Source organism: Reyranella sp. (genome assembly GCF_004297405.1).
Taxonomy (GTDB): Bacteria; Pseudomonadota; Alphaproteobacteria; order Reyranellales; family Reyranellaceae; genus Reyranella.
This window is the reverse complement of record NZ_SCVC01000039.1, coordinates 34,806-60,836: the sequence shown is the minus strand read 5'-3', so window position 1 is coordinate 60,836 and position 26,031 is coordinate 34,806. Positions and strand designations below refer to the sequence as shown.

At 59.8% G+C, this 26,031-nt stretch carries 24 protein-coding genes and 1 tRNA gene; 13 read left to right on the top strand and 12 right to left on the bottom strand.

All coding sequences use genetic code 11. The annotated features are described in order from the left end of the window. Positions 1-213: 213 nt before the first annotated feature. A complete protein-coding gene (locus EPO50_RS24855) occupies positions 214-972 on the bottom strand; it encodes an SDR family NAD(P)-dependent oxidoreductase (protein ID WP_296348586.1) in 759 nt (252 codons plus the stop codon). A 192-nt stretch (positions 973-1,164) separates the two neighbouring features. Between EPO50_RS24855 and rpmI the strand changes: the two genes are divergently transcribed. The 5 genes from rpmI to lepA all read left to right on the top strand — a co-directional run bounded on the left by rpmI (position 1,165) and on the right by lepA (position 7,173). After that, positions 1,165-1,368: a 50S ribosomal protein L35 gene (gene rpmI, locus EPO50_RS24850; protein ID WP_296348583.1), complete on the top strand. Its 204-nt coding sequence runs from the start codon at positions 1,165-1,167 to the stop codon at positions 1,366-1,368. A 3-nt stretch (positions 1,369-1,371) separates the two neighbouring features. Continuing rightward, positions 1,372-1,728, top strand: a complete 357-nt coding sequence (rplT, locus tag EPO50_RS24845) for a 50S ribosomal protein L20 (protein ID WP_020698044.1) — start codon at positions 1,372-1,374, stop codon at positions 1,726-1,728. 101 nt (positions 1,729-1,829) lie between these two features. Continuing rightward, the gene (gene pheS / locus EPO50_RS24840) at positions 1,830-2,930 is read left to right on the top strand and encodes a phenylalanine--tRNA ligase subunit alpha (RefSeq protein WP_296348580.1); all 1,101 of its coding nucleotides are present in this window, start codon (positions 1,830-1,832) and stop codon (positions 2,928-2,930) included. Continuing rightward, positions 2,927-5,323, top strand: coding sequence for a phenylalanine--tRNA ligase subunit beta (gene pheT / locus EPO50_RS24835; protein WP_296348578.1), 2,397 nt, complete (start codon positions 2,927-2,929; stop codon positions 5,321-5,323). Before pheS ends, pheT begins: the two co-directional genes overlap by 4 nt. Before the next feature lie 47 nt (positions 5,324-5,370). Next, on the top strand, positions 5,371-7,173 hold the full coding sequence (gene lepA, locus EPO50_RS24830; protein ID WP_296348576.1) for a translation elongation factor 4: 1,803 nt from the start codon (positions 5,371-5,373) through the stop codon (positions 7,171-7,173). A gap of 16 nt (positions 7,174-7,189) precedes the next feature. On the opposite strand, the gene EPO50_RS24825 is transcribed toward lepA, so the two are convergent. Beyond that, positions 7,190-7,546, bottom strand: coding sequence for a hypothetical protein (locus tag EPO50_RS24825; RefSeq protein WP_296348574.1), 357 nt, complete (start codon positions 7,544-7,546; stop codon positions 7,190-7,192). Positions 7,547-7,654: 108 nt separating this feature from the next. On the opposite strand from EPO50_RS24825, the gene EPO50_RS24820 reads away from it, so the two are divergent. Next, positions 7,655-7,744, top strand: a tRNA-Ser gene (locus tag EPO50_RS24820). A gap of 207 nt (positions 7,745-7,951) precedes the next feature. Here the strand turns inward: EPO50_RS24820 and EPO50_RS24815 are convergent. Further along, positions 7,952-8,266 (bottom strand): hypothetical protein, encoded by a 315-nt coding sequence (locus EPO50_RS24815; RefSeq protein WP_296348572.1) that lies wholly within the window; start codon positions 8,264-8,266, stop codon positions 7,952-7,954. A 225-nt stretch (positions 8,267-8,491) separates the two neighbouring features. Here EPO50_RS24815 and EPO50_RS24810 point away from each other — a divergent pair, with 225 nt between their 5' ends. Both EPO50_RS24810 and EPO50_RS24805 read left to right on the top strand, forming a co-directional pair. Next, positions 8,492-9,805, top strand: coding sequence for a hypothetical protein (locus EPO50_RS24810; RefSeq protein WP_296348571.1), 1,314 nt, complete (start codon positions 8,492-8,494; stop codon positions 9,803-9,805). A gap of 183 nt (positions 9,806-9,988) precedes the next feature. Then, entirely contained in the window at positions 9,989-10,852 is an 864-nt protein-coding gene (locus tag EPO50_RS24805) for a hypothetical protein (protein WP_296348569.1), read from the top strand. 246 nt (positions 10,853-11,098) lie between these two features. Here EPO50_RS24805 and EPO50_RS24800 read toward each other — a convergent pair whose 3' ends face one another. The 3 genes from EPO50_RS24800 to EPO50_RS24790 all read right to left on the bottom strand — a co-directional run bounded on the left by EPO50_RS24800 (position 11,099) and on the right by EPO50_RS24790 (position 14,450). Next, complete coding sequence (locus EPO50_RS24800) at positions 11,099-11,557, bottom strand: hypothetical protein (protein WP_296348567.1); 459 nt, start codon at positions 11,555-11,557, stop codon at positions 11,099-11,101. A 10-nt stretch (positions 11,558-11,567) separates the two neighbouring features. Beyond that, positions 11,568-12,581 (bottom strand): hypothetical protein, encoded by a 1,014-nt coding sequence (locus tag EPO50_RS24795; protein WP_296348565.1) that lies wholly within the window; start codon positions 12,579-12,581, stop codon positions 11,568-11,570. A gap of 1,017 nt (positions 12,582-13,598) precedes the next feature. Next, on the bottom strand, positions 13,599-14,450 hold the full coding sequence (locus EPO50_RS24790; RefSeq protein ID WP_296348562.1) for a hypothetical protein: 852 nt from the start codon (positions 14,448-14,450) through the stop codon (positions 13,599-13,601). A gap of 558 nt (positions 14,451-15,008) precedes the next feature. On the opposite strand from EPO50_RS24790, the gene EPO50_RS24785 reads away from it, so the two are divergent. Continuing rightward, positions 15,009-15,263, top strand: a complete 255-nt coding sequence (locus tag EPO50_RS24785) for a hypothetical protein (protein WP_296348560.1) — start codon at positions 15,009-15,011, stop codon at positions 15,261-15,263. A gap of 105 nt (positions 15,264-15,368) precedes the next feature. On the opposite strand, the gene EPO50_RS24780 is transcribed toward EPO50_RS24785, so the two are convergent. The 3 genes from EPO50_RS24780 to EPO50_RS24770 all read right to left on the bottom strand — a co-directional run bounded on the left by EPO50_RS24780 (position 15,369) and on the right by EPO50_RS24770 (position 16,945). After that, positions 15,369-16,139 carry a hypothetical protein gene (locus EPO50_RS24780; protein WP_296348557.1) on the bottom strand — a complete coding sequence of 257 codons (771 nt, stop codon included), beginning with the start codon at positions 16,137-16,139 and terminating at the stop codon, positions 15,369-15,371. A gap of 86 nt (positions 16,140-16,225) precedes the next feature. Beyond that, positions 16,226-16,651, bottom strand: coding sequence for a hypothetical protein (locus tag EPO50_RS24775; protein WP_296348555.1), 426 nt, complete (start codon positions 16,649-16,651; stop codon positions 16,226-16,228). Positions 16,652-16,663: 12 nt separating this feature from the next. Further along, positions 16,664-16,945, bottom strand: a complete 282-nt coding sequence (locus EPO50_RS24770; RefSeq protein ID WP_296348554.1) for a hypothetical protein — start codon at positions 16,943-16,945, stop codon at positions 16,664-16,666. A 128-nt stretch (positions 16,946-17,073) separates the two neighbouring features. On the opposite strand from EPO50_RS24770, the gene EPO50_RS24765 reads away from it, so the two are divergent. Then, the gene (locus tag EPO50_RS24765) at positions 17,074-17,577 is read left to right on the top strand and encodes a helix-turn-helix transcriptional regulator (RefSeq protein WP_296348552.1); all 504 of its coding nucleotides are present in this window, start codon (positions 17,074-17,076) and stop codon (positions 17,575-17,577) included. 275 nt (positions 17,578-17,852) lie between these two features. After that, complete coding sequence (locus EPO50_RS24760) at positions 17,853-18,140, top strand: putative quinol monooxygenase (RefSeq protein WP_296348550.1); 288 nt, start codon at positions 17,853-17,855, stop codon at positions 18,138-18,140. Between the two features lie 540 nt (positions 18,141-18,680). Here the strand turns inward: EPO50_RS24760 and EPO50_RS24755 are convergent. After that, positions 18,681-20,174, bottom strand: coding sequence for a hypothetical protein (locus EPO50_RS24755; RefSeq protein ID WP_296348547.1), 1,494 nt, complete (start codon positions 20,172-20,174; stop codon positions 18,681-18,683). A 337-nt stretch (positions 20,175-20,511) separates the two neighbouring features. Here EPO50_RS24755 and EPO50_RS24750 point away from each other — a divergent pair, with 337 nt between their 5' ends. Together EPO50_RS24750 and EPO50_RS24745 are read left to right on the top strand one after the other, a co-directional pair. Beyond that, positions 20,512-21,489 (top strand): hypothetical protein, encoded by a 978-nt coding sequence (locus EPO50_RS24750; protein WP_296348545.1) that lies wholly within the window; start codon positions 20,512-20,514, stop codon positions 21,487-21,489. A 197-nt stretch (positions 21,490-21,686) separates the two neighbouring features. Continuing rightward, positions 21,687-22,787, top strand: a complete 1,101-nt coding sequence (locus EPO50_RS24745) for a hypothetical protein (protein ID WP_296348542.1) — start codon at positions 21,687-21,689, stop codon at positions 22,785-22,787. A gap of 302 nt (positions 22,788-23,089) precedes the next feature. Here the strand turns inward: EPO50_RS24745 and EPO50_RS24740 are convergent, their stop codons facing one another. Together EPO50_RS24740 and EPO50_RS24735 are read right to left on the bottom strand one after the other, a co-directional pair. Next, a complete protein-coding gene (locus tag EPO50_RS24740) occupies positions 23,090-25,003 on the bottom strand; it encodes a right-handed parallel beta-helix repeat-containing protein (RefSeq protein WP_296348540.1) in 1,914 nt (637 codons plus the stop codon). 417 nt (positions 25,004-25,420) lie between these two features. Beyond that, the gene (locus tag EPO50_RS24735) at positions 25,421-25,756 is read right to left on the bottom strand and encodes an HGGxSTG domain-containing protein (protein WP_296348538.1); all 336 of its coding nucleotides are present in this window, start codon (positions 25,754-25,756) and stop codon (positions 25,421-25,423) included. Between the last annotated feature and the right edge of the window lie 275 nt (positions 25,757-26,031).

Genomic DNA, 26,031 nt, shown 5'->3' with positions numbered 1-26,031 from the left:
AATTGGGGTCTTGCCTAACTGATGCGACCCACGGGGACCGCCCCGGCGCGCCATTCGTGTGTGTGTCCGCTATGCCGATGCCCGAAAGATTGCACCAGCAATCATTGCGGAACGTTGACCCGGTGGAAGCATCTAAACCTCCGCGTCTGACGTCGATGGAGAGACTCAGACACGTGCCGGGATCACTGTCAATGGCGAATGGAGTCGTCACCTTCAGGGCATGTACGATCCACCGTTCACGTGCAGCACCTGACCCGTCGTAGCGCTTGCATCCTCCGACGCGAGAAAGACAGCCGTGCGTGCAATCTGATCCGGAGTCAGTAGACGACCACCCAAAGGAATGTTGGTCCGCGCCATCTCGATCAGCTCGGCGTCGGTGTTGCCGTAGCGCGGCTGCGCCGTGTCGGTGAGACCAGGCGCGATGGCATTCACGCGAATGCCGTGCAGCGCCAGTTCAAGTGCCAGCGCACGTGTCATCGAGACCACGCCGCCCTTGCTGGCGCTGTAGTGCACGCCGCGCACCGCGCCGCGGATTGCAGCGGAGGACAGGTTGATCACAGCGCCGCCCTTCCGGCCGGCCGCGATCAACGCCTTGGCCACGGCAATGGTGGCAAAGCAGCCAGCCTTGAGATTGATGTCGAGGACATGATCCCAGTCGCTCTCGCGCATCTCGAGCAGCGGCACGCGAGGATAGACACCGGCATTGTTCACCAGAATGTCGGGCGTGCCCAAGGTCCGGACCGTCTCGGCGACCATGGCTTCGATCTCGGCCAGCCGTGCGACGTCGGCCTTGATGAGATGCGCGCGGCGGCCGGCCTTCCGGATGTCGGTGGCCACCGCCTCGGCGCCGGCCTGGTCATCGAGCCAGGTGATCGCCACATCGGCGCCCTCGCCCGCGAGCGCGCGGGCGATCGCAGCCCCGATCCCCTGCTGGGCGCCCGTCACCAGGGCCACCTTTCCTGCCAGCTTCATGCGAAAATCCCCCGTCAGATCGCCATTCTGCCCGATCCCGCTGTGCTTGCACGCGCCCGGTCGCATCGCTATAAGCCCCGTTCCTTCGAGTGGCTTGGCCAATAAGGGCATTGCCTCGGCTGCTTCGTAAGGACTTTCCGGACTTCGGTCCGGGCCGGCGCGCAAGCGCTAACCCTTTGAAAAGGAACAAAAATGCCCAAGATGAAGACCAAGAGCGGAGCCAAGAAGCGTTTTCGCTTCACGGCCTCCGGAAAAGTGAAGCATGGGGTCGTGGGCAAGCGCCACGGCATGAGCAAGCGGGGTAACCGCTTCCTCCGTCAGGCGACCGGCATGACCATCGTGTCCGAGCCGGATACCCGGATCATCAAGCGCAACTTCTTCCCGTACGAGAGGTAGACCATGGCACGCGTAAAGCGGGGCGTGGCTGCACACGCTCGTCACAAGAAGGTTCTGAAGCTCGCCAAGGGCTATCGCGGCCGCGCCAAGGCTGCGTTCCGCGTCGGCATCGAGAAGGTCGAGAAGGGCCTTCAGTATGCTTACCGCGACCGTCGCAACAAGAAGCGTGCGTTCCGTGGCCTCTGGATCCAGCGCATCAACGCCGCTGTCCGCGAGCATGGCATGACCTACTCGCAGTTCATGAACGGCATCCTGAAGTCCGGGATCGAGGTCGACCGTAAGGTCATGGCCGATCTCGCGGCGCGGGAACCGGCGGCATTTAAGGCCCTGGTCGATCAGGCCCAGGCCGCCCTCAAGTAACGTCCGCCCGCGTCTTATCAGGCGCAACGGATAGAGATCGCAAAGAGGGAGCCTGGACCACAGGCTCCCTTTTTTCGTGTTCGGTTTCGAGAGTGGGAAAGATGGACGATCTTTCGACGATACGCAGCGAAGCGCTCGAAGCGGTGCAGGCCGCCGCTGATCTCGGCGCGCTCGATGCCGCACGCGTTGCAGCGCTCGGCAAGAAGGGCAGCGTCACCGGATTGATGAAGACGCTGGGCGCGCTGGCGCCCGAGCAGCGCAAGGAATTCGGCGCGCGGGTCAATCAGCTCAAGGGCGAGATCGAAGCCGCTCTCGACGCGCGCAAGGGTGCGCTGAGCGCCTCTGCCCTCGAAGCCAAGCTCGCTGCCGAAAGGATCGACGTCACCCTGCCGGCGCGGCCCGAGAGCCAGGGCACCTTGCATCCGATCGGCCAGGTGATGGACGAACTCGGCGCCATCTTCGGCGAAATGGGTTTCACCTGGGCCGACGGTCCCGATATCGAAGACGACTGGCACAACTTCACCGCCCTCAACATCCCGCCCGATCATCCGGCGCGGCAGATGCAGGACACATTCTATCTGCCCTCACGCGCCGACGGCATGCCGATGGTGCTGCGTACGCACACGTCGCCCGGCCAGGCGCGCACCATGTTGGACAAGAACGTGCAGAAGATGCTGGCCGATGGCGGCTCGCTGCGCATCATCGTGCCGGGCCGCACCTTCCGCATCGACAGCGACGCCACCCACACGCCGATGTTCCATCAGGTCGAAGGCCTGGTGATCGACCGCACGACGCACATGGGCCACCTCAAGGGCTGCCTGGTCGATTTCTGCCGCGCCTTCTTCGAGATCGACGACCTGCCGCTGCGTTTCCGCCCCTCCTACTTCCCCTTCACCGAGCCTTCGGCCGAGGTCGATATCGGCTGCTCGTGGAAGGATGGCGAACTCAAGATCGGCGCCGGCGATTCGTGGCTGGAGATCCTGGGCTCCGGCATGGTGCATCCCAACGTGATCCGCAATTGCGGCCTCGATCCCGCCGTCTATCAGGGCTTCGCCTTCGGCATGGGCATCGATCGCATCGCCATGCTGAAGTACGGCATCCCCGATCTGCGCGCCTTCTTCGACGCCGACCTGCGCTGGCTGCGCCACTACGGTTTCTCGGCCCTCGAGATGCCCTCGCTGACCGGAGGGCTCGCGCGATGAAGTTCACGCTTTCCTGGCTGAAGGAACATCTCGATACGAATGCGACGCTCACCGAGGTGCGCGACGCGCTGACCATGCTCGGCCTCGAAGTCGAGGGCATCAGCAATCCGGCCGAGGCCCTGAAGGGCTTCGTGGTCGGCTATGTCGTCGAGGCGGTACAGCATCCCAACGCCGACCGGCTGCGCGTCTGCAAGGTCGATACCGGCACTGGTGTGGTCCAGGTCGTGTGCGGTGCGCCCAATGCGCGGACCGGCATGAAGGGCATCTTCGCCCCGACCGGAAGCTACATCCCCGGCACGGACATGACCCTGAAGGCCAGCAAGATCCGCGGCGAGGAGAGCAACGGCATGCTCTGTTCCTCGCGCGAGCTGCAGCTCGGCGACGACCATAGTGGCATCATCGACCTGCCGGCCGGGACCGTGACCGGCCAGCCGGCGGCCGAGGCGCTCGGGCTCGACGACGCCGTGATCGAGATCAAGGTGACGCCCAACCGCGGCGATTGCCTGGGCGTGCACGGCATTGCCCGCGACCTGGCCGCCGCCGGCCTCGGCACCTTGAAGCCGATGAAGGTCGACAAGGTCGCCGGCAGCTACAAGAGCCCGATCAAATGGACGCATGGCTACGAGGCCAAGCCCGACAGTCCCTGCCCCATCGTGGTCGGCCGTCACTTCCGCGGCCTCAAGAACGGCCCCTCGCCTGACTGGCTGCAGCGCCTCCTCAAGGCGATCGGGCTGCGTCCGATCTCGGCGCTGGTCGACATCACCAACCTCGTGACCTTCGATCTCAACCGGCCGCTGCACGTGTTCGACGCCAGGAAGCTCGCCGGCGATCTGGTGATGCGTCAGGCGCACGAGGGTGAGCAGGTCCTGGCGCTCGACGGCAAGACCTACACGCTCGATCCCACGATCGCCGTGATCGCCGATGCCAAGGGCGTGCACGGCATCGGTGGCATCATGGGTGGTGAGGATACCGGCGTGCAGGAAGACACCACCGAGGTCTTCCTCGAAGTCGCCTACTTCGATCCCATTCGTACCGCCGCCTCGGGCCGCAAGCTCGGCGTCCAGTCCGACGCGCGCTATCGCTTCGAGCGCGGCATCGATCCCGAATCGGTGCGGTGGGGCGCCGAGGTCGCGGCTCGCCTGATCCTCGACCTGTGCGGTGGCGAGGCGAGCGAACTCGTCTCGAGCGGCGTGATGCCCGCCTGGCAGCGCAGCTACGACCTGCGTACGGACCGCGTGAAGGGCCTGACCGGCATCGACGTACCGGCAGCGGAAACGGCGGCCATCCTCGGCAAGCTGGGCTTCGCGGTGAGCGGCAATGGCCCCTGGACTGCCGCAGTGCCGTCCTGGCGCTCCGACATCGTGGGCGAGGCCGACCTCGTCGAAGAGGTCACGCGCGTCTATGGCTTCGACAATATCCCGACCACGTCGCTGCCGCGGCTGTCGGCGACATCGAAGCCGGTGCGTAATCCGATGCAGCGGCGTGTGCCACAGGCGCGCCGGGCGCTGGGTGCGCGCGGCATGAACGAGGCCGTCACCTGGTCGTTCCTGCCACGCAAGAAGGCCGAGCGCTTCGGTGGCGGCCAGGCCGACCTGTGCCTGCTGAACTCGATCGACGCCACGCTCGACACGATGCGGCCCTCGATCCTGCCCAACCTGATCGATGCAGCGGCGCGCAACGAAGCGCGCGGCCTCGTCGATCCGGCGCTGTTCGAAGTGGGCCCGCAGTACAAGGATGCGACGCCGCAGGGCCAGCGCACCGTGGCCGCCGGCATCCGTCACAACATGGCGATCCCGCGCAACTGGGCAGGCCCTGCCCGCGCGGTCGATGCTTTCGATGCCAAGGCCGATGCGTTGGCCGTGCTGGCCGCGATTGGCGCGCCCGACAATCTCTCGACCCAAACCGGCGCGCCGGACTGGTATCACCCCGGCCGCTCGGGCGCGATCAAGCTCGGCGACCGCGTGATGGCCTATTTTGGCGAACTGCATCCCGAGATCGCAGCCGCCGCCGACTTCAAGGGTCCGGTCGCAGCCTTCGAGGTGTTCCTCGATGCGCCGCCGCTGCCCAAGGCCAAGGCGAGCAAGGCGCGGTCCAAGCTGGTGGTCTCGGCCTTCCAGCCTGTCGAACGCGACTTCGCCTTCCTGGTCGATGCCGCAGTCGAGGCCGAGAAGCTGGTGCGCGCCGCACGCAATGCCGACAAGGTGCTGATCACCGCGGCCCGCGTGTTCGACGTCTATGCCGGGAAGGGCGTACCGGAAGGCAAGAAGTCGCTGGCCGTTGCCGTCACCATGCAACCGGTCGAGCGTACCTTGACCGATGCGGAGATCGAGGCGGTTTCCGCGAAGATCGTCGCGGCGGTGACCAAAGCGACGGGCGCCGCCCTGCGTGGTTAAATTCATTGGAGTGCGCCACCCGCTGGCGCTTCCCGAAGTAGAGTGACATGACCGACCTGTCGTTGATCCGCAATTTCTCGATCATCGCTCATATCGACCACGGCAAGAGCACGTTGGCCGATCGGCTGCTGCTGCGTTGCGGGGCGGTGACGGAGCGTGAGTTCCACGACCAGATGCTCGACTCGATGGACATCGAGCGCGAGCGCGGCATCACCATCAAGGCGCAGACCGTGCGGCTGGACTACCCGGCACAGGACGGCAAGACCTACGTCCTGAACCTGATGGACACGCCGGGCCATGTCGACTTCGCCTACGAGGTCAGCCGCTCGCTCGCCGCCTGCGAAGGCTCACTGCTGGTGGTCGACGCCAGCCAGGGTGTAGAGGCACAGACCCTGGCCAATGCCTATCACGCGATCGACGCCAACCACGAGATCATCCCGGTCCTGAACAAGATCGACCTGCCCTCGGCCGAGCCCGAGCGGGTATGCCGCGAGATCGAGGACGTGATCGGCATCGACACCTCCGAATCGATCAAGGTTTCGGCCAAGACCGGCCTCGGCATCGACGACCTCCTGGAAGCGATGGTGAAGCGCCTGCCGCCGCCCAAGGGCGAACGCAACGCGCCGCTGAAGGCCCTGCTGGTCGATAGCTGGTACGACCCGTACCTCGGCGTCGTGACGCTCGTGCGCGTGCAGGACGGCGTGCTGAAGAAGGGCATGCGCATCCGCATGATGGCGGCCGCGGCTTCCTACGACCTCGACAAGGTCGGCGTGTTCAAGCCCAAGGCGACGGACGTGGCCGAGCTCGGCCCCGGCGAAGTCGGCTTCATCATCGCCGGCATTAAGGCCATCGCCGACTGTAAGGTCGGCGACACGATCACCGACGACCGCAAGCCCGCGACCGAGATGCTGGCGGGCTTCAAACCCTCGGTGCCGGTGGTGTTCTGCGGCCTGTTCCCGGCCGACGCCGCCGAGTTCGAGACCCTGCGCGAATCGCTCGCCAAACTGCGCCTGAACGACTCCTCCTTCCATTTCGAGCCCGAGTCGAGCGCCGCCCTGGGCTTCGGCTTCCGCTGCGGCTTCCTCGGCCTCCTGCATCTCGAGATCGTACAGGAGCGGCTGGAGCGCGAGTTCAACCTCGACCTCGTCACCACGGCGCCCTCGGTCGTCTACAAGCTCAAGATGACGGACGGCACCGCGCTCGAGCTGCACAATCCGGCCGACTATCCCGACCCCGTGCATATCGAGAGCATGGAAGAGCCTTGGATCAAGGCCACCATCATGACGCCGGACGAGCATCTCGGTTCGGTGCTGACACTCTGCCAGGAGCGCCGTGGCCAGCAGATCGAGCTGACCTATGCCGGGGCGCGCGCCATGGCGGTCTATCGCCTACCGCTGAACGAAGTGGTGTTTGATTTCTACGACCGGCTCAAATCCGTGACGCGCGGCTATGCCAGCTTCGACTACGAGATGGTGGGCTACGAGGAAGGCGAGCTGGTGAAGGTGTCGATCCTGGTCAACGCCGAGCCGGTCGATGCGCTCAGCATCATCGTGCACAAGAGCCAGGCCGAGCATCGCGGCCGTGCACTTTGCGAGCGGCTGAAGGACCTGATCCCGCGCCAGCTCTTCAAGATCGCCATCCAAGCGGCGATCGGCGGCCGCATCATCGCCCGAGAGACGATCAGCGCGCTGCGCAAGGACGTGCTGGCCAAGTGCTACGGCGGCGACATCAGCCGCAAGAAGAAGCTCCTGGAGAAGCAGAAGAAGGGCAAGAAGCGCATGCGCCAGGTGGGTGACGTGGAGATCCCGCAGTCCGCCTTCATCGCCGCGCTGAAGATGGACAGCCGCTAACCAGGCTGGAACGGGCTCAGGAGAGCCCGCGGCTGCGGCGCTTGCGCGAGGGCCGGGAGCCGCCGAGGAAGCTGGGGTCCGGCCGGTCGCCATCGCGGTTGCCCAGCCAGAGCAAGAAGAACCCCAGGATCAGGAAGGCCGGCAGCGCCGGCAGCGCCAGGAAAGGTTGGACCGTCCAATTCCACAGGGAGCCGGGCAGATGCCGCAGCGCCGAAGTCTGGGCGCTGCCGAGCGAGCCGGGATCGAGGTGCGACCAAAGGCTTCCCAGGGTCGAAAAAGGATAGCTGCCCTCCGACCACCAGGTGAGGAGGTCATGCACGACCACTGCGACTGCCAGCGCCAGCAGTAGCCACCCCAGGGCACGAAACGCCACCATTACTCCCCCAAATACCCGGCGGCACCCTAGCCAAGGAGCCGCACCGGGGAAAGGCCGTTGCCCATGCCATCCACCGCGTTATAAGAGCGGCCGACCGCGCTTCCCGGACAGGTGGCCGAGCGGTTTAAGGCACACGCTTGGAAAGCGTGCGTGGTGTAACAGCCACCGCGGGTTCGAATCCCGCCCTGTCCGCCAAAAGCCCTCAAGAGGGCCAATATTTTGTGACTTTCTGAGATTTGTCGGTTTCTCTACCCACCATCTTACCCACCCAACACGAAGTGTAAGGCGGGATATCGCGGGACCTACCCGGGATGATGAGGAGTGCCGCCGCGCGAGCGGCGGGGCGTTTCAAAGTGGCAATCAACGCGGCTATCGACTGGTCAACCGGTATCGGCGGACCAGTCAGCTGCCGCGATCCTTCTGGCGGTCAGACATAGCGAGGTAGACCTTCATGGCAAGGTCCTCCGGCGAATTCCCAACCGGCTGACTGAGGACGTCAGCCCCGGCATGATTCATTGCAGTTGTCCGCCCATTACCGATGACCCCACCCGCACGATCGGCCTTACGCCCTTTTCCAAGTCCGGAACCACCGCGCGCTTTCTCCATGACATCGAAAATGGCTCCGGCGAGTTCCGTTGACGTTCGACCTGACGGTGCTTTGAGAACGTCAGCACCGACCTTCTTCATTGCTTCAACAACTTCCTTGCTAAGGCGCATTGGGGACATCCCATCTTCTCCTACCGTTGGTGATCAGCAGCAGGCCTTTCGACAGTGTCTGAACCGGTAACGGAAGTCTCGTCATTCGGCTCGCATAGGGCTTGTGACGGAGGAATTCCCTACTCTACACTTCTAGATGGTAGTGTCGTCTCTTTGTTCTCGGGAAGAGAATCGACAATGTCGAGGGTGGAAGCCGGACTCTAGTGGGTTGGCTTAGGGGGCAAGATGAAAACGGGTATGTTTTGGGGGGTCGCACTGTCCTTCCTGCTATTGACTGCGTGCAACGACAAGGAAATCGAAACAGAAAAAGCAAAACTCGAACTAGCTCGGACCAAGCAGGATCTTGATCAGATGTTCCTGTCTTCACGCAAACTCACTGAGCTAGGAGATAAGGAAGCGAAGACTGAGCTACCGAGGATCACTGACGCGATCCGCACGCGCGAAGCTATGTTGACGGCGATTGCTGATCATGACCACGAGGCGGTTCTGGTGGCAGCTGACAAATTGTTGGCCTTATCGCCACAGAACAAGGATGCAACACGCGCACTTCGAGAGTCAGGGCAAATTTTCTGGCTTCTTAGCCGGGCACAATCTGAACTGGCCGCAGTATCGGAGCAGTATGCAGTGCCTCCCGAAGTTAATCGAGAGAGCCTAACTGGTTCCGGCCCAGACGCCGAAAGATTGCGGATCAACGCACTTAAGCGTGCCTTGAGGGATCTGGGGCAAAAGACTGCGCCAAATGATGATGTGATGGCTGCACAAGACCTCGCAGCGATGCGTGAACTGGAACCCAGCTACCAAGGAGATCAGATCACCGACGATGTTGTCGCTACTTTTTGGAAGAAAGTCCGTCGCCAGGAAATCCAGGATGCAAGAATCGCCTGGGATGAGCGGCGCTTCGTTGCGATTCGAAATGCTCGCGAAATGGTATCGAAGGCACGATCATTGGATCCACAGTTCAAGGGTAGCTTGCAGCTTGAAGAGCTTCTTGAGAAGGCTCAAGCGGAGATGATCGTGGACGCGGCCGTCGAAATATACCTCGCCGGTTCGTACGCCTTTCTCGCCGCCGCACAAGCGAATGAAACGATTCTGAATGGGTTAAACCAGGCAGCTCGAATGCGTTCTGGATCCATTCAAGAAATGTGGAACCTAATGTCACCACTTGCCAGCGCAATGAAGCGAACGTTGAAGTACGACTACCTGAAGCGGCTGGAGGCAACCTCGAAGAACTTGGCCTCCTACAAAGGCGGTCCAGCGCTCGCTCTTGCCGAGGAGGCTCAGAAATTTGCTGTAATGAGCGCGAGAAATGCAGAACGTCTTCTAGAGCCCACTGGCAGTCTCGTGGACTTTAGGAAAGCAAGTTTAGATTCGATGGACGAGTTTAAGCTGTTCGACGTTAGGTTTAAGGCAGCCCTTCCACGAAAGACTGATGCTGACGAGTTCACTGCCGCTGCTAAAGCTGTGGTGAATTATGGCTTGTATAGCCGGGGAGAAACGCCAGCCATTATCAGAAAGAACGAGAAGGTGATTTCTTTGTAACTTAGGACATCTGCTTCCAGTGCCCAGCGCGCGAACACCAGTCGATGCACTAGGCAACGATCCCGGTAGCGGCGAAGGCATTGCTCAAGACGATGGAAGGCGTGACCTGGACGGCAGCACCTGAGCCGAAGAAGCCTCGGTCGCGGGAACGCTGAAGGGCATTCACCATTAGAGAGTATCAGCATGAGCTATGTTCCCAAGTGGCTGCAGTTGAGGGCCCGAATAGTTGGTCTCGTAAAGGCGGGGCAGCTGCACGCAACATTTACAGGCAATGATAGCTTCGGGCGCGATCAACGATTGCGAGACAATGGCGCGAGAACACTGAGCGAGCTTGAGAGGTTTGGGACGGATAACCGATCTATTCTTCCTACGATTGCAATCGACGCAGTTGCAGATTTTTCGGACCGCATCGGGCCGCTTCTTCGAAGCGAAATGTCGAGAGATATGGCACGAGAGGCTACTGGCGCTGCCCTAGTGGCCTTCGCCTCTCTAGAAGCTGAGCTTTCTTACCTGCTGGCCGACACTCAAGAGTCTATTCGCGGTCTATCCGCGCGTGCCTTTAAGCATCTGCAGCGCCAGATCGTAGCCGACACTGACGTTCGGACGAAATGGCAACGCGCCCACTTAGATGGCGAAGTGTCATGCGAGAAACTCGGATCAGTGCATCTGCTCTCTCATGGAATATTTGCCTTCAAGGCATCTGGGGAAGGCGAACGCACAGATCTTGTATTCAATGATACAATTCAATCACTCTCAGACATTCAAGGTTACGTAGACGGCGTTGTCTTGACCGAATGGAAAGTTGCCACTCCGGCAAATATGAACGCAAAAATTGAGCAAGCTCGGTCGCAGGCAAGTCGGTATCAATACGGAGTGCTTGGTGGGATTGAACTGGTCAACTATCGATACATCGTCGTCGTTTCTGATGACTTCCTGCCAGACTTTCCCGGTGAATTCGCCGCCGGCAATATCATTTATCGTCAGGTCAATATTGCGGTGAACCCCAGTGTTCCGTCGCGAGCTATCGGCCGCGGCACCGTATGTTAGCGGAGCGATTGAGTACGACTGTGCTACAGAGAGCGGCACCTCTGGGGCACCCATCTTTGCATTACGCCATGCCAGCCGCTGCTCGACGTGGATGGCGATGAAGGACGGTCGACGCCGCAGGGGAATGACACTCAGCATGCTTGGGTTCCCAAATGTCAGAGGAAGCTGGCTTCAGGGTCTGGGGCATCGCGCCAGTATGGCTAGGCGATGTGTTTTAGGTGTGTCCCATGGTCCGTGAAACCGGTTTCACGAACCCGTGGCGCGCAATGGCGGCATGTTCGGAGGTTCAGTGACCGTTGCTCCTGCCGGAAGCTGGACCCTTGGACTATTCGAGTTGAGTTCAGGTCTTTCACCAGAACGGGCCTTGAACCTGCGGATGAGCTCCGCTTCGATTGCCGCCGCTAATCCATAGTCGTCTATGCACAGGAGACTCACCGACATGTCTTTCAGGTCGTGTTTGCGCTTCTTCAAATAGGCAGGCCAACGTGACTTCCCGAACGAGATGCCTGCAACGGGCCATCCGAGGAGCTTCACACAGTGCTTGATAAGCCGGCCACCGAATACCTCTTTGCGAGCCGAGCCGATGTACACGATTTTGGATTTGTCAAAGATGACGTACACACCGCGACAAGCCATCTGAGCCTGCACTTTCGGGCCGCCTTGTACGAGATCCGTCAAAGGCAACATTTCGGTCCAAATCATCATCTAGCCCTTCTTAGTCCGCGCCAAACATCTGGCGCGTTGCTCGAATTTGCCCACTCTCGATGTCCCGCACGTTGACCATCGGATAGCCAACTGGCGTGGTAGCGCTCTCTTCGCAAGCCTGGACGATCATGTCCCGGACTGCTTGGGCACCGGCAGCCATCCTAGTCGTTGCGAAGGCAACGCCGCGCGGGTCGCCCTTCTTGAAGCCACCCTCCTTCTCCAGCGCATAGAGCGGCGCAACTTGACTAAGGCTGGCCAGCAGAAGGACCTTCGTCCGCTCCTCAATCGAGCAGTTGCATGGTTGGTAAGGTCCGACCTTCGCTGCCACTTCGGCGCGCTGCAGATTGCGCTTCACGAACTCGCCCTCAAAGTAGGCGTGGATCTTGTTTGCCGTGTAGCCGTTGGGGTTAGGATAGTTGCCCCATCCGTTGTAGTGGACCGAGACATGCAACGGCTGCGAGGCGTCGCCGCCGTAGTGGCTCCACACGCCCAGGTCCCGCAGCGTCAGTTTATCTCGCAGCCGGCGGTCGGTCTCAAACCAAGCCTTCTCCTCCGGTGTGGCCGCCGTCTCGATGGCCTTGGTTAGTGCCCGCCAGTAGGCAAAATCCTTCCGGAGCTGCTGCCAACCGTCGACAATCGAGTACGGGAGGTAACCAGCCTTGTACTGGGTCTTGCCCCCGGCTCGAAGGAGCGTGTCGTATTCCTCTCTGGTCACGGGGAGCGAGGCCAGCGGCACGATGCCCTCAACAGATCCGTCATCGGCCAAGTCGACATAGTGGCCAGGGTCGCGCTCGGCGTCGTGGGTCTTTCCGGCACCCTTCGAGCGGTCCGACTCGCGCCCCATCACCGCAATCTCGGCTACCGCCTCCGGCGTCCGAATAAATGCTGGGACGGTATCCGGCAGCTTCTCGATGGCGATGCCGCTGACCCACTCATGGCCTGTGGCGCCCCAGGCCCAACAGTTACCAGTCCACCCTGCCGTCGACGCCAGTAGCAACACCACAAACGCAACGCATTGGTACATAGATTACCTCCGGAGAGGGCTACTACTGTCCCACTCGACAATTTGTTTCAGGTCGAGTGTGGCACCCTTAACGTGCTGACGATTAACTTCGACCCCGAAGCCGGATTGCCCGTTGATTTTCCATAGGTGATATCCGCTTTGGCTTGCCACGTACTCTATTACGACCCGAGTGCCATCACCGAATGTGAGGGTGTAAGCGAATTTTCCGTTCACCTGCGACGTTCGCATGAGGCAGGGGCCATCCGCGACCGTGTTGGTGGCATCATTCATGTAGCTGCAGCTGGGCACAGAAAAAGTCCGCTGCTGAGCCGTCGCGGGCACCGCCCCGATGCACACAACTACCACTGCTGACGTCCAGAAACTTCGCACTTGCGCGCCTCACGCTCTCTAAGGTGGTATTCTATCACTGTAGTACGACCATATCTGGGGACGCCATGCGAAGCTTGGCTGTGATTGTCGCGCCTATTCACTTGACGAGGCTTTAGTGCCAAGCGTTTGGAAGCGGCTTCGCATTGCGTTTTTTGGCGACCCGAACCAGGCGTTTTTTGATAGAAGGCCGTCAATGTCGGTTGGGCAGAGATTCAAGCGATGGTTCTTCGGAGGCTACACCGAATCTATCTTTGACCCTGACTACGAACCACCAGTAGCGCGGCATTCATCCCAGGCTCCCCTAGTGAGGTATCTACAAGGTCGCGAAGCCCAAGCATCACGTGCTGCGCCGCCCGCAGTTGTGTTTTCAGACGCCGACTACGTTGTTATGGGCATGAACCAAATCGACAGCCACATATGGAGCGTCCGGTATGGCCGGAGGGGATCTGCACCCATTGGCTCTTTCTCGGTATCGCGCGGAACCCGTTCCACGAACATTGGGAAAGTGAAAGTCCAAGTCTTCTTCTGAGGCTGGGCTACATCAATGATCCGCGGCTTTGCTGGCTGGGCATGAAAGCACAAAGGGCGTACCCCTCATGTCGGCTCCGCTCCTAGCCGCCTACTGCTCTCAACGAGCCCCAATTCTGTTCAAGCCGCCAACTCTTCCTTCCAGTACGCAGTCGCGTCGAAGCTAAAACGCCGAATCTCTGTGCGACCACGAAATAGGACCATGCCGTCTAAAGTCACAAAGCGCAGCTTTTCCGCGATGAGCATTGACAGGAGGCTGGGAAGAACGTCGCTGGGCAGGCTCACAAACACTTCGAATTTCTGCTCCCGGCGTACTCTCCACATTTGACCGATGCTAGTGGGCGGCTCAGGAAGGCGCTGCGCGCGCCCCTCCATATCGGAAGGCAAGAAAGATACTTCCGCTCGCGTACCAATCAAACCCGCCGGTCGATGCAATACACCATGAATTGTCAGCGCCCGATGCTCTCTATATGTGCCGCGAAAGTGCTTCTTCCACTCGTTGATGCCAAAACTATAGTCCCACTCCCATCGCTCGATCGATAGGCTGTAGTGCTCGTATGCATAACGCGGCGCAGTCCGTCTTTTCCTTTTCCGGCGAACATTCCCTTTGGGCAATGGCGAGGTTTCAGACGTGCGTTGTGCTTTGCCTTCTAGCTGGGCTCGAATTCCCGTGAACGATGCTCCGGTCGCAGGCGCGTGTAGTTTCGTCGACTTCAGCTTTTGCTCTTCCCCTTGACTGGGCTCTACCGTCGGAGGTCGAGCCTGGGGTGGCAAAGGTGGCCGCGGCGGCATGCGATGGCCCGCATGAACCTTGTTCCAGTAGCCTTGGGGAGGGACGGGCACAGCCTGACTACGGCAGCGCTTCTTAAGACCTACGTCAGAAATGCCTACGTCGGCTGCGGCGTCACGCATGGGCTTTGACCATACAAGGTCGTAGAGCGCCCGTCGCGTCAACTCGCGTCGTGCCGACATGCGCGACCTCCTCCTTGGTGGTGGAATGGCCCCCAGGCTCTTCGCTGCACCAGACGATCCCGCCGAAGCCAAACCTACGGGGTGGCTGATGTGGATTGCACCTTCGGTGATCGAAAGCCAACAAGCACGTACGCGGTTAACGCCCAAACGGGAATCAAAACGTAGTGGAACGGTTGAGAGATAACCAGTTCATGAAGGTTGGGAAGCCGAAGCATTGAAAAAAGAATTATCCCAATCGCAACTGCCTCGAGGAGGCAACGCACTTTCGTTGATGCCACTTGCCCTAACCATCTCCTCTTTGCCGACCGATAGGCCAATGCCCCCAGCAGAATGATAGGCCCACTTATGATCATGTCTCCAGCTCCCGTCCCAAGGCCTCGGTAGGCCGAAGCAAACCCGCCAATGACCGCCAGAACGCCGAGGGCAAGCGCAAGAGAAGATCCTAAATGACGCAGCGCCGATCTAACGCGCGCCAAATCCCCCTCTGTTGCTTTCTGGTTCATTTTTTCCGAAGCATCATGGCAGGCTTTGGAGTTGTTGCGAGCGAAAGGATCGCACATGGTCAAAGGCGACAGCTATTCCTACCCGCCAAGAGGGATGAGCCGCGAAGCCGCCGCCCGATACATCGGAGTCGGAACCTCAACCTTGGATGCCCTGGTGGAAGATGGCCGCATGCCCAAGCCTCTGCGGGTTGGGAAACGTGTCATCTGGGACCGGCTCAAGATCGAGGCGGCTTTTTCCGACTTGGGCGACGTCCAAGAGAACGTCTTCGATCGCGCCCTGCGGCATGCCCACGAGAAGCAGCCCGACTGAACAGTCGCCCATGTGTCACGACAATGGTGGCAGATCGATCCTAGCTTAGAGTCAAGGACAGGCCCGGCCGCCGGAGTTGCCGGCCGGGCTTTTCACTGTATGGCCCTAAATAGGCTTAAAATCGAATTCGTCCATGATGCGCTGGGTGACGAACTGGGCCATGCGTTCGGCAAAGCGAGCACGCTTGCGAGCTGGTACTCGCCAGCCTGTATAGATGATGGTCTCAAGGAGCGCATCGCCGTCATGCCGGTAATTAATTGGCACTTCCGTCAAGATCGACACGCAGGCTTCCATGGCGGCCAATGCCGCTAAGTACGCTTCCCCAACTGTGCCTTGTCGAGCACAAACCCCGGATCCTGCTTGAAGCCAATCGCACTTGGCGGAGACGTCCTGTGCTTCCGCTTCGCTTTTGAAGTCGCGAATCTGACGCGCGAGAGCATTGATTTCAGCTGGCAACAATTGCCACCTGGCGAGGTAATCGCGTGCAGCCTTTGCTTCGGATGCGGAGGAAGCGTCCGGGCCTAGCCTCCACACGACATTGATAACGCCTTCCAGCAGGAAGCGCAGGCGTAGCGGCGTGATGTTTCGCGCCGCCCAATCCGCACTCAACAGAGACGGCATTCTGTACGGTACACTCGGAACCCGAGCCATCTCCTTGCGGCGCGCATCGCGAGCCTGCTTCTCCTTTAGATAGCGACGGCGCTGACTCGCCCGCCGCTTCTCTTTCTTGTCGGGTGCTTCGACGTCCACCCGCTGATCGACAGCAGTGGGCACCATAATTGAAGCATCACCGCCCTTCAGACGGGGCGCTATCGGCGTAACCACCGAAAGTGCGGGCGAGGTCGACGACTGCAGGAAGTTTGAACCGTCAGGCATGTTATTCTTTCCTGTGACGCGGTGGGTCAATGCAGAGGCAGCGTCACTGAGCCCCTGTCTTGAGGAGCTGCGCGAGCTGGGGGCGGTCATGTCGCGGCTCCATCGGTTTGAAGCAACCCAGCCCGCCCCCGGCCTTGCATCGTATTGTCGACCACCAGCCGCAAGCCGGTGCCGACGTGGCGCTTCAAGGTGGCAATCTGCCGACCCTGGCGAGCTTCATGGCCAAGGCGTTCCGTGGCGGGCGCCTTGAGCCGTCCTAAACGTTCGGACTCGTCCCTGAGCGAATCGTGTGGTGCCCTCGCACCATCGACCATACCGCAAACAGAATTGTCGACCGCTCGGAGAGCGCCCACTGCGAAGTGAGCTTCCTTGAAAATTCGCGTGCGCGTCACTCGGCCGCCACGTTCGTCCAAGAGGGAAGCCGCTTCCTCGATCAGCACGGTCAGGCGTGACAGGCTTTCGCTCGTGACCTTGACGAAATGGCGAGTAGTGGCGGACTCAAAATCAAGCATGCTCCGCCTTCCCTACGCTGCGAGCGTTTCGCGGACGAGCCGCGCGAGCGTGATAGCGGTCAACCTTTCGCCGCTGGGCATGCCGTTCCGGGCGGGAAACATGCCGACAGCATGGGCGCGCCCGTACTCTCCAGAATCGTATTCGCCGTACAGGTCGCTAACCTCATTGGGGCTGGCGCAATGCTCGTAGCTGTAGTGACCCTTTCGGGCGTTGCTGCTCTCGTCCTGCCACCAGGAGACGACGACGAAAGCGTCGGCCTGGGTGATCGACGTGGTAGTATCGGTGTTAGCCATGATCCGGGGCTCCATCCTCGGGTTGCGGTTAGGCCGGTTGAGGTGCGTCAACACTTCAACTGGCCGACTTGATATTACATCAAAAATGTCATATGTAAATGCAAATGACATCTATGGAGTAATTTTAAGTGATAACACCTGCCCAATGCCGGTCTGCCCGTGCACTCTTAAATTGGTCTCAAGAAGACCTAGAGAAGGCCTCGCGGATAGCTAAGAAGACCATCGCGGATTTCGAGCGCGAAGTGAGGTCCCCTCACGCAACAACGAGCGATGCCTTACAAGAGGCACTGCGAAGCGCTGGCGTCATATTTATTCCTGAAAATGGTGGTGGAGCTGGTGTCCGGTTGCGCTTGGCAATGCCCCGCTTCGCTCGACGGTATGACGACAGAGAAAATGGCCTTGTACAGTTCTGGTTCGACTACAAGGACACGCGGCACAGCGGGCGCATCACAGATGCCGTGCTCGGCAACAATGCCTTAGATCGGATTGGCCCTGCTGCCGTCTTCGATCGCGACCGCGCCCGCATACTGCTGCTAGCTGCGGAGAAAGTAGACCGAGGGGACTTCACACCCGACGGCTGTGTCTTGATTGGTAATATCTCGGAACTTCCACGCATCCCGTGGAAGGATTGAGTGTGGATTTCCTGGCCATTCAAAGTAGTGCCGGCGCGCATTGGTCCAGCCGCGCCAGCTTTGCTGGATGCCTATGTCCAGCGCGGCGGCGTCACGAGAAGCGAGGCCGTGCGACAGCTGATCGAGGCAGGCCTAGTGGCAACCGCCAAGGCGAAGCCAGGAAGCACTAAGTGATACCTACCCTGCTCCGCGCTGAAGGGCTGGACGGACTTGCCTAGCCGGCACTGCAGTGGCATTGGTGGCAGTGCCCCTGTCCGCGTGTGATGGAGCGACCAATGATCGATATAGTTGCAACTCAGCGGATCAAGCTTGGCATGGAAGCGGAAGCCGAGGCCCTGTTCTGGGAGGTTGAGGCGGCGACCCTTGCAAAAGATAAGGGTTGCCTGCGCTACGAATGGTACCGCGCCGAAGAACCAGGAACATACATCCTGCTTGAGCGCTGGTCGGATCGTGAGGCTGTTCAAGCCCACTTCAAGTCTGAGCATATGGCGCAACTACTGCCGAAGCTTGCACCGTATGCCGTCGAGAAATTTACTTCCGTGCGGCTTGCGCGGCTGGACTAAATTCTACCCACCAGACTATCCGGTTCCGGTACTGTCTCGGGGCTCCTTCGAGACCATGGGACAGAAGCATGGCAAAGCAAGAAGCCCCTCCTCCCGGAGATTCGGCTGGCCCAATTTCGCGCGCGATCGACCGTGGGCAAAGCTCAGATTCAAAGCATCCGTTAACGACGTTGTTGGGCGCCCCTGTAACCCATAGCCACCGATTGGACGTTTGACGCTCTGAGGCGTTGTGCCGACTGCTACAGCTGGGACCAGGGGCAAAGCGCGGCCTGGGGTGAGCGAGAGTGTGATGGCAACTTTTTTCTGGCCCGACACAACCTTCGAAGGTGGCCCTTCGTTCCTTCAACGCATCGCACTTGTCCTTTGGTGGCTCTCCCTTGGACTAAGCGTGCTTGTGTTTGCGAGCTACTTCCTTTTTTTCCAGCTCCCGCGCCGGGAGCCATCTACGCCGTACTTGGAGTAGCAGTCATCATTTGGCTGGCCGGGCGCGCTGCGTACTTCATATTGACTGGCCGCTGAAATGTTCTCGGGCTCGATTGCTCAACGGGGCGTTGCGGCCGACGCCCGTCGAATGCGCTCGGCCGCCTCTCCGGCTTTAAGTGTGGCCGATTGAGCTGCAACCAGGTAAAGAAACTTCTCTGGATCCATAGCAAGGCCCAACACCATCGCCATGGTCACGCCAGACAGATGCGATGGAACCAGCCCCTTCGACGTGACAAACAGGTCCGAAAACTGACCGCGCTCAAGGAAGGTTCCGTGGCGCAAGTTCCGGTAACTGCGCAGCCAGCCCAAGCGCTGTGCCTCAGTGGTATGGGCCCCGGCTTGATTGCGGACGGCTCTGTGGACTTGCAGAAGGCGTCGCGCCTGGGCTCGCAACAGCTGGCTTGCTACTGCGTCAGCTGACGCATACTGGCGCGCGATCCACCGCAATCCGTTAGCGGTTGTAGTTGAGAGCAATGCCTTGAAAGCGTGTCCCTCGCCAATGGCACGATCTGTCATCGCCTCAATTATGTTTGCCAACTTATCGAGCGCGGAGAGAGAGAAGGAAACCTTCGAATAATTGGAGGGAACTTCATTCCCTGCTTGGATATCCGAGAACAACAACCCTAGCGCTGTGATGAACTGAATTTGCTGTGTGCTTTGGAGGTGGCCCGCTTCGACAAAGTTCATCGGGTTCAGCGCAAAGAAGGCCAGTCTATCAATCAACTTCGTGACTGTTCTCAGATAGTCGTAAATGCGATCGGGCGTTCCAGGCTTTAGCCAGATACCCGACCTCATCCCTCCCTCAGATGTATCGAGTGACACGCTCGCGTTGAACCTTCCGAAAATCCCCGCGGCTGCAGCGTATGGAAATGTCCACGGTCCCTCTCGATAGAACAAGATGTATCCGCCAAGGCATTGAAACGTCGCCGTCACCTGAATTGGCGGCGACGACAAGAAAACATGGAGCCAGTTCCCCATCTCGTGGGCCAGCGGCATAATCGGATCCAGCACGCGGTCAACCGTAACCCGTCTTGCTATGTCATTCTTGGGAAAGGTCGAAAGGGCCCACCAGGCCTTGGCGAGGGAGAGCCTCATCTGCTGAAGCTTGAGACTAGGACGAACGACGCAGCAGTGCGTAGCGCCAAGCCGCTTGGTTAGGAAAGGCGCAACCTTTTTGGACAGGACGGTGGCAACGTCGGCGCGGTCCCTGGCAAAGTAAACTTCATACTGGAGTCGTTCCAATTCCGAGATGAGGCCAAACCCCGAAGTTGCCGTAACGGACCGGGGCCTTGTCCTATCCGTGAACTGCATGTCAGGGCTAAGGAAAGCCGCAACGCGTCGTCCGAAGTCATCAAGATGCCCATCTAGGGCAATCGGCTGGCCGATCTGGAGGAATGGATCAGCATTAAAGCCCCCAGGAGGCTCTTCTAGGATCCAGCGCCCAGTCTTGAGCACCGGGCGCCGACGAAAAGCACTATAGACCATGTCCGACATAGGTCCGGCTGGGTAGCCATCGCCGAGTTGTTCAGTGAGATCGACAATGCGGGACACAGCCCTCTCCGTAGCTCGCAAGGCATAGACCTCTCGTCATTGTCGCGTCTCGCTTCCGTCTACCGGAGAAGACACCACCTTCCCGGAGGTGGCCGGTTGAGTCAAAATCTGACTCACTGGACTCGATTTGGCCTCTCCGGGCACGGGCGGTAGCCGCGGCCACGCAAATCGACTCCACGGGCAGAAAACCGGCCCTAGCGGCCCTTTCCTTTACAGCCCCCGTCTGGCCCCAGAATCCCTGCGATAGGAACGCGTGCTCTAGCGTCCTCGCAATCCGGTGGTCCTATTGTCGTTCTGTCTCCGTGGCGGCTACTTTCCTCGCGGCAGGGAGCTATCAATGGACTTTCATCTCGAGCGCGGACTACGGCTGCACACTGAGCCCCAGTACAAGAACCTTTATAAATGGGCGATCAACGAAGTTAACGCAGAAGGCCGGCCGATCGGCGGCGACCAAATCCCTTGGCGGTGGTCGCTGGATTTCACGGCAACCTCATGTGTCCTTCGTGACAGCTTCCAGATTCGGCAGCCGCTTGGGTTCTCCTTTACCACGAGCAATTCGGACGGCACGACCTCTCAACAGGAAACTGGCGGACAAGAAGACAGAAGCGAGCGCAGCCAGGTCATTCGCTTAGAATTGCGGCCTGGCTCACCGCGCGACACAGACGGTTATGACCGTCAGACGAAGTTCTCGATGTTCGGCACTGACCGCACGATTCAAAAGTTCGAGCTTTGCATCACTTCACTGGCGAGCAACGACGAGCAGGAGCGATGCACCGTCTGGGGTTGTCCTTCCTACACGACCGAAATCGACTTTAGGGACGAGACGACCGATGACTGCATCGTCTTTAGTTTGTCCGTTAAGCCGGAAGCGTTTACTCGATACATAGAGAAGATTGATCGAGGGCTTGTAGATGACGTCCATTTTAGCGTTGGCCATGTAGACGGCTTCTATTCGGAATGGAGTCCGTCGATTTCCACTAGTCGCGTCAAGGTCTTGACCTCGGATCAAGAGCATAAGGTGACATTGCCTACCGATCGAGAATTTGAAGTTCCCCGTTTGGGTCGCATTGGGGAGGTATCGCTATCCATCAATCGACACCTCGAGTTGGTCGACAATCCGCCACACGCGCATGCTGTAGAACCGAAAACCGAGGTCGGAGCCGGCATCGAACTCAGAGCTCCGCAGGCAACCACAAATCTGCAAGCGCTCACTGACTCGCCGATGATGCACGTGCTGCAGTCACTGAAGCGTGCGGCGTGGCTATCAGCATGGGCTCTTGGGCTCCTTCTTGTGGTGATTTTGCTCCGGCGTTAAGCAGTACTCAGATCTGCTCGAGGGCTTGAGGAGCTCGTCCTACGCTGTTAAATTGCGGGCAGGTCGGATGCACCCAACCTGTCGCCGGGTTAAACGCTCCTGAGGTTCCAACCTCTGCATTCCTTGTCTTCTTGGTCCCGTCCTTGGGGCTGTTGCGTAATCGGCGAACGACAGCCCGAACACAAGGAACACAGATCATGAAGGCCTCTATCTCATCTACTGACATCGACCCGCTAAAGGCGGAATTGTCGATTCTTGCGCCATCCGTCCAGGCTTCTCATCGCGTCGAAGCCATGGCTCGGGGTTTCGGGTTTGGCACCTACGCCGCCCTTGTTGCCGCCATAGGCAAAGGTGCCGTGCTCTGCGCAATCGACGACCGCGCCTTCGCCGAGTTCCTCCGCGAGCGAAATGGCGAGGACCTGCCCTATGGCACCCTCTCCAAAACAGTCGCCAGCATGAAGCTCAAAGCAATCCTGTCTCAAGACCCGGCCCTTAGTGCAAACGGGTTCCGAACCAATGACCCGCGCCTCTCTCTTGAGGAGAACCGGTCTAACTTCGACGCCTCTAGACAGTGTATGTTGGGTATTGACTACGTAGAGCAGTTCGTGCGCGCCTGGGAGTATCTGGAGACGCTAGAGAAGTCCAAATCCGTGTCCCGAAGAAGGACAAGCTACGGATACAAACACAACGCCGAGCAGTTTCACAAAGCCGCCAATCCAGGGGACGACAATTACGTTTCCAATGGCATGTTTATTGCTGCCGCATTGTCTCTCGGCTTCTCAGTCAAGCGCGACGGGAACGGCCCTAACGCCTTCATCAATATCGCAGTGCCACGAACTTCGCACCGAAGCACCAAGGCGGCAGCAACAATGCGGGGTGCTAGGAAGAAAGCGGCTTGGCGCAACATGATGGTCGGGGCCATCAATGCTGGGCTGGATCAGGGCATTTTTGGCTTAACCGAGGATGATAACCGCTGGACGGGTGACCACGGCATCTATCGGTTTGACTTTGAAGGCGTGGCCGCCATCGCGTGTGTGCAAGACGCAGGGTATGGTGAGCTTGCCGTCCATGTCGCGATCAGTCCTACCAACCAGGCCGAGGACTTCATCCGAGCCTCTGACGCCGGTTTCGAGGCAGGAGACGCTTTCGCCTCAGGCTGGCTTGAACGCAGGCGCGGAACTTGGCTTCAGACTTCCGGCGCACCGGTCGGTAGCGTACGAACGGCCATGCTTGATCAGATTTTGGCCGCACAGGTGACGCCAAAGGGGTACTCGGACAGCGGCCGATTCATGATGTAGCTCAATGCGTGCTCCCGGAGCCGATCGATATTCACCCCGGCAGGCACCCGGCCCTGCCGGGTACGCGAGATTGCCCAAATAGGGTGAGCGACAATGCCCACCAAGAAGCGCATGCGCGGCGATGCAGCGCCTCTGAGATGGCCGCTAGAGTCAAAATCCGACTCGCTGGACTCGATTCGACCGCCGGAAGCACCCGCGGTAGCCGCGGCCACGCAAATCGACTCCACGGGCAAAAAACCGGCCCTAGCATTGATCGCTTGCCGCGGTAATTCGGAGATCCAGTGGCTAAGAGCAGCCGCACATCACGTTTGGGTCCCGACGACAGTACCATCCGTGTCACTCGACGGCGCGCTGCTCTTGATCCGCAGTCGGCCAGAACTGTCGATCCAGAGGCGATAATCACCGAGCCGCATACAGCCGGTATTCCATGAGCCCTTACCGGCCATCACATCGCCGCCCGATGGGTTGAGAAATGTCGGCTTCACTAGGGTGTTAGAGTGGATGGACTGGATTACGCCGACATCGTTCACCCCGTCGTAGGCTAGGGCCACCCGCTTTCCGGGCGTGCCTGCGAGTACTGCAGCCAAGGCGCCGAAGTTTCCTGCATTTCCCACCGCAATGGTCAAATAGGAGACAGGTGTGTCGGCGGCCTCTAGTTTGGAGAGCGGTTCCGGCGAGTTAACGCCAAAGTTTCTCGTGCCGCTCTTCCGGCTAAGTACCGCGACTGAGTAACTTCCGAGGTTGGTGGCGGCGGTAGCACCGACAAAGGAACAACCAGTGACGTCCGCGTCGATGGTGTTGCTGCCTCTGGCCTCCAAGCCGTACTTGTGGCCAGTACCTACGGCTGCGCAGCCTACGAGGATCGCATTGGCGATTGCGGCTCCGTTACTGTCAAACACGAACGCGCTGTAAGTATTCGTCGTCTCCTGACTATTGTTGCGAGCGATACAGCCGGTCAGCGTAGTGTTGGACTTGCCAACAACGAAGCCCTCCCGTCCGTTCGCGTAGGCGTAGCAGTTGCTGAGCGCCGCGCCATCTGATGTATCGGCAACAGTAAAGCCAGCACCCGCGCAGAACATGGCGATGCAGCCAGTCACCGTGTAGGGGCCGTCACCGAACCAAAAACCGAGACCAAGCGACTGAGGACCTCCGCTCAGACTTTCGTCGACGACACAGTTTGTCACCGTACCACTGGTAACGGCTCCAAATTCGCCAGCGATCCCGCCATAACAACGCTTGGCATAACAGTTGGCGTACTCGGTGCGGCTGCCACCGTTTCCGAAGCCGTTGCCATAAAAGCCTTCCGGCCCGTATGTGTGGTGGTCTCCCAGTCCGCAGTCAAACGCCCGACAATTGTCGAATATGGCGGCTTCTGGAAACCCGGGTACCGCAGAGAGGCTGAGCGGACTTCCAACTGAGCCGTCACCGGTTACAGCAACTCGTCCGTTGGCAAATCCGCTGTCCCACGCGTTACGCACCGTACAATTGGCGAAGGTAACATGATTGGCCTGATTAACGACGCAGCACTGCCACCACATTGCAACTTGGTTGGAGAGTGATGCTTGATCAACACCTGAGGCGTTGTGGTCGAACTCGATGCCCTCAAATTGGCTTCCTGCAGCACCGACATCCACATTGAGCAGTGGAAGAATGTAACCGAGGACAGTGCTGTCAAATTTGAGCGCCGCGCCTGCTCCGCACCAATTTTGATACGTCGCAAGACTGATTGTGTTCGTGACCAGGATCGTCAGCGAGCCCAAATCAAGGGCCACACCCGAGGCCACAGCCCGCTCGAATGCTCCCGTGTCGTCGGTCACTCCGTCCCCTACGACGCCAAACCACTCGGCAAAGGCACGCCCATCGTAGACGCGTTTGTAGCGCCCCGATTCTCCAGACGAGCACTGAACAACCAGTGCGTCATCCGGTGTCGCGCTCGACCCGCTCACCCACTCCCACATACCTGCCGCGCGACCGGTCTTGACCAGAACTTCTGGTGGTCGAGAAGTCAGCGCTTTGAGTTCCGCAAGGTCGGCGGCGACGAAACCAACGGAGAGGTTTTCCGCCGCCTCCTGGCTCGTGTCGCCACCCGTGCCGCCTCGAGTCTTTGGCAATATGCCAGTAGCATTCGAGACATCGTTCACATACGCGAAATCAGCATCGAGATAGGCCCCTGGGACGCGGCCAGAACGTTCGGCAAACATGTAAGGGATGGTCATGCTACGCCCGCTGAGAGCGTGATCAGCGAGACACCATTCTCGCGATAGAGGACGAGCTCCCCGTCTTCAATGGCGAAGTAAGTCGGCGAATGCTGATCCGGCGTCTTGCCGTCTGCGTTTGTGGTCGCCAGCTGATCAGTATCGGGAGACCGTGGATTCGCGGCGCTACTATTATTTGCCATCGGAAGACCCTTGGTGGCTGCCGCTGTGCCCTGGGCTCCGCATGGGAGCAAAGAAGACACGTGTGTTCAGGCAAGCCGTTGTCGTTCGGGGTGATCCGGGGCTGTCGCCAACTTCCCGCAAAGGGGTGGAATTGGTCCTCGTGCCGGCTCAGCTGAGTTCGCCGGAAGCGCTCGGCGAGGTTGGCTGAGGATAGGATGTGTATTTTAGCGCAGAAGTTGTTCGGTCGCTACACTTTCACTCACACAGTAGCTCTCGCAATAGCGACAGCGTAATCCGCATCTGCCTTCGCTCCTGCGCCGCCGCTCGCCTCCTTGCAATTGCCTCATAGCTGTATCGGCCATGTTTCCAGTGTCGAGCGCGGATGGCCGCTTTGCCTTCCTCGGTTCGCGGGCCCGTGCTGGGGCCACCGTGCATGCGACAGCGCCCGTTCGGCATCGCGGCAGATCGGCAACGGCCTCCGTTCCGTGTCTTGGCGCCACAACGAGGGGCGTTGTCGGGATTGCCGGGGCGATTGCCATTCTTCAGGCAGCCGCGGCCAGGAAAGCGCTCCGTACGGGGTTTATCGGCCATTGCCGGTCCCTCCCCCCTGACGCTTACGCCCCCCACTTTTAAGGTTGCCAGCAACTACGGCCTGTCCGCCGGGACCCACCGCGACGTGCTGATGGATCACCTTCACAGTCTGACGGCCACCACGCCGGATCCTGTCCAGCGCGAGTAATCCATCTTGGAATGCCGCCATCATCCGCGCTGCGCTGTTCGCCAATCTGGCAGCCTCAATCGTAATGGTCTGGTTGCCATTGGCGAAGTGTGCTGTCCGCTCAAGCAAGGTGGCCGACCGATCGGCG

What these genes read in the sequence shown, in the direction of transcription:
- EPO50_RS24855 (WP_296348586.1), bottom strand. Translation starts at nt 972, where the DNA reads ATGAAGCTGGCAGGAAAGGTGGCCCTGGTGACGGGCGCCCAGCAGGGG.
- rpmI (WP_296348583.1), top strand. Translation starts at nt 1,165, where the DNA reads ATGCCCAAGATGAAGACCAAGAGCGGAGCCAAGAAGCGTTTTCGCTTC.
- rplT (WP_020698044.1), top strand. Translation starts at nt 1,372, where the DNA reads ATGGCACGCGTAAAGCGGGGCGTGGCTGCACACGCTCGTCACAAGAAG.
- pheS (WP_296348580.1), top strand. Translation starts at nt 1,830, where the DNA reads ATGGACGATCTTTCGACGATACGCAGCGAAGCGCTCGAAGCGGTGCAG.
- pheT (WP_296348578.1), top strand. Translation starts at nt 2,927, where the DNA reads ATGAAGTTCACGCTTTCCTGGCTGAAGGAACATCTCGATACGAATGCG.
- lepA (WP_296348576.1), top strand. Translation starts at nt 5,371, where the DNA reads ATGACCGACCTGTCGTTGATCCGCAATTTCTCGATCATCGCTCATATC.
- EPO50_RS24815 (WP_296348572.1), bottom strand. Translation starts at nt 8,266, where the DNA reads ATGCGCCTTAGCAAGGAAGTTGTTGAAGCAATGAAGAAGGTCGGTGCT.
- EPO50_RS24810 (WP_296348571.1), top strand. Translation starts at nt 8,492, where the DNA reads ATGAAAACGGGTATGTTTTGGGGGGTCGCACTGTCCTTCCTGCTATTG.
- EPO50_RS24805 (WP_296348569.1), top strand. Translation starts at nt 9,989, where the DNA reads ATGAGCTATGTTCCCAAGTGGCTGCAGTTGAGGGCCCGAATAGTTGGT.
- EPO50_RS24800 (WP_296348567.1), bottom strand. Translation starts at nt 11,557, where the DNA reads ATGATGATTTGGACCGAAATGTTGCCTTTGACGGATCTCGTACAAGGC.
- EPO50_RS24795 (WP_296348565.1), bottom strand. Translation starts at nt 12,581, where the DNA reads ATGTACCAATGCGTTGCGTTTGTGGTGTTGCTACTGGCGTCGACGGCA.
- EPO50_RS24790 (WP_296348562.1), bottom strand. Translation starts at nt 14,450, where the DNA reads ATGTCGGCACGACGCGAGTTGACGCGACGGGCGCTCTACGACCTTGTA.
- EPO50_RS24785 (WP_296348560.1), top strand. Translation starts at nt 15,009, where the DNA reads ATGGTCAAAGGCGACAGCTATTCCTACCCGCCAAGAGGGATGAGCCGC.
- EPO50_RS24780 (WP_296348557.1), bottom strand. Translation starts at nt 16,139, where the DNA reads ATGCCTGACGGTTCAAACTTCCTGCAGTCGTCGACCTCGCCCGCACTT.
- EPO50_RS24775 (WP_296348555.1), bottom strand. Translation starts at nt 16,651, where the DNA reads ATGCTTGATTTTGAGTCCGCCACTACTCGCCATTTCGTCAAGGTCACG.
- EPO50_RS24770 (WP_296348554.1), bottom strand. Translation starts at nt 16,945, where the DNA reads ATGGCTAACACCGATACTACCACGTCGATCACCCAGGCCGACGCTTTC.
- EPO50_RS24760 (WP_296348550.1), top strand. Translation starts at nt 17,853, where the DNA reads ATGATCGATATAGTTGCAACTCAGCGGATCAAGCTTGGCATGGAAGCG.
- EPO50_RS24750 (WP_296348545.1), top strand. Translation starts at nt 20,512, where the DNA reads ATGGACTTTCATCTCGAGCGCGGACTACGGCTGCACACTGAGCCCCAG.
- EPO50_RS24745 (WP_296348542.1), top strand. Translation starts at nt 21,687, where the DNA reads ATGAAGGCCTCTATCTCATCTACTGACATCGACCCGCTAAAGGCGGAA.
- EPO50_RS24740 (WP_296348540.1), bottom strand. Translation starts at nt 25,003, where the DNA reads ATGACCATCCCTTACATGTTTGCCGAACGTTCTGGCCGCGTCCCAGGG.
- EPO50_RS24735 (WP_296348538.1), bottom strand. Translation starts at nt 25,756, where the DNA reads ATGGCCGATAAACCCCGTACGGAGCGCTTTCCTGGCCGCGGCTGCCTG.